This is a genomic window from Solirubrobacter ginsenosidimutans, from assembly GCF_027587205.1.
Genome location: NZ_JAPDOD010000126.1, coordinates 1 through 1,536 on the forward strand (window position 1 = coordinate 1; position 1,536 = coordinate 1,536).

General features: G+C 71.2%; 1 protein-coding gene. It reads right to left on the reverse strand.

Annotation, left to right across the window (positions count from 1 at the left end; translation table 11 throughout):
- Nucleotides 1-226: 226 nt before the first annotated feature.
- On the reverse strand, nt 227-1,411 hold the full coding sequence (locus tag OM076_RS44450) for a transposase (protein ID WP_270046737.1): 1,185 nt from the start codon (nt 1,409-1,411) through the stop codon (nt 227-229).
- Nucleotides 1,412-1,536 lie beyond the last annotated feature (125 nt).

The following is a 1,536-nucleotide window of genomic DNA, read 5'->3' on the forward strand; positions in this document are numbered from 1 at the left end:
CTAGCTTTCCGGCGATGAGTCAAGATCGCGGTGAGCGCAGCGGCGCTTGCCGCGGTCGGTGATCGCGGTGTTTGCGGCGTTTCGCGCTGGCGGGTGCCGGTCCGGGTCGGCAGGCTGATTAGGCGCCGTCGGGTGCGGCAGGCTTTCGTGTGCGCCGTGAGGGCCGGCGAGCGCGGGCGGGCGGCAAGCTAGATTGCGCCGTCAGTGCGGCATAGCGCAAGCGCCGTCACCGCCCGCGGTCTCGCCTGGCGCGATCGTAACGCTGATCGTCGTATGGCTGTTGGGATTGCAGGAGCCGCCAGCACAGCCGGCAGGCGTGGCGGGCGAGCGCGACGCGGGCTCTGATGCCAGTCAGGCCGCGCTCGGCGAGTTCGCGGCGCCGGTTTTGGAAGGCGGGAGCGAACCGGCCCAGGCCCCAGGCGATCGCCATCAGCGCGTCGCGGTGCTCGGGCAGGCCGGTGCGACTGATCGCGGTGCGTTTGCGGACGGTCGCGGACGCATAACTGGCCGGCGCCAGGCCGGTGGCGGAGTACAGGTGCTCGGGCGTCGGGAAGCGCTCGATCGGCAGCGAGTGGGCGGCAAACGCAGCGGCGCGGACGACCTTGACCCCCGGCAGCGATGTCAGGACCTGGCCCTCGCTTTCGGCCAGCAGTTGCTCGAGTTGGGCGTCGAGGAACGCGATGTCCTCGCGCAGCGCCCAAAAGCGCGCGACGTCGCGCGCCAAGCGCGAGGCTCGCAGCGCGGCGTCTGCGGGTGGCGCGAGGCAGTCTTTCCAGCGCGCCGACCAGAAGCCCGCGGTCGCGTCGCTCAGGCGCCCGCCGGCGCGCGTCTGCAACGACCGAGGGCTCGGTGCGCGCCCTTCGAAGTCGATCGCGCAGGCGAGCACGGCACGTCCGGTCGACGTCTGCAGCAACAACGCCCGGCCGTGCCCTTCGGGCGCTGAAAGGCCGGGCGCGAGCGCGTTGAGCTGATCGTGCAGCCGCTGGCGCAGCGGCGTCTGGGCGAGCACGAGCTGGCGGCGGTGCGCCACCGCTGCCAGCAGCGCCGCCACCGGCGAGGCGACAGCCCGCCGCCCAGCGCCCTGACGTGCCAGCCACACCAGCGCCGCGCAATCGCGATCGTCGGTCTTAAACCGGCGCGCGCCGATCTGCGCCCGCGCCGCCTGCGTTTCCGACGGCGCGAACAACCGCAACGCGCCCGGCCAACGACGCTCCAACTCTCCCGCGAAGGCGCGATGCAACGACCCCGTCGCCTCGAGTGCGAACACCGGATCACGCCGACCGACCAATCCCGCGAGCTGCTGCATCCCAACCCTGGAATTCGCGACCGACACCGGCTCGCCGATCAACCCGCGCTCCCGATCAGCCAGCCACACCCGATGCGAAACCTTGCCCGGATCGACCGCCACCACCAACCGATCACCCTCAAGCTCTCTCAGCAACCCCGGCACCAGACACCTCCACAAAGAGAAAGGCCCACCCCCAAAACCGGGAGCAGGCCTCAACTCAACACGGTGCCCCGTGATCTATCAGCGCA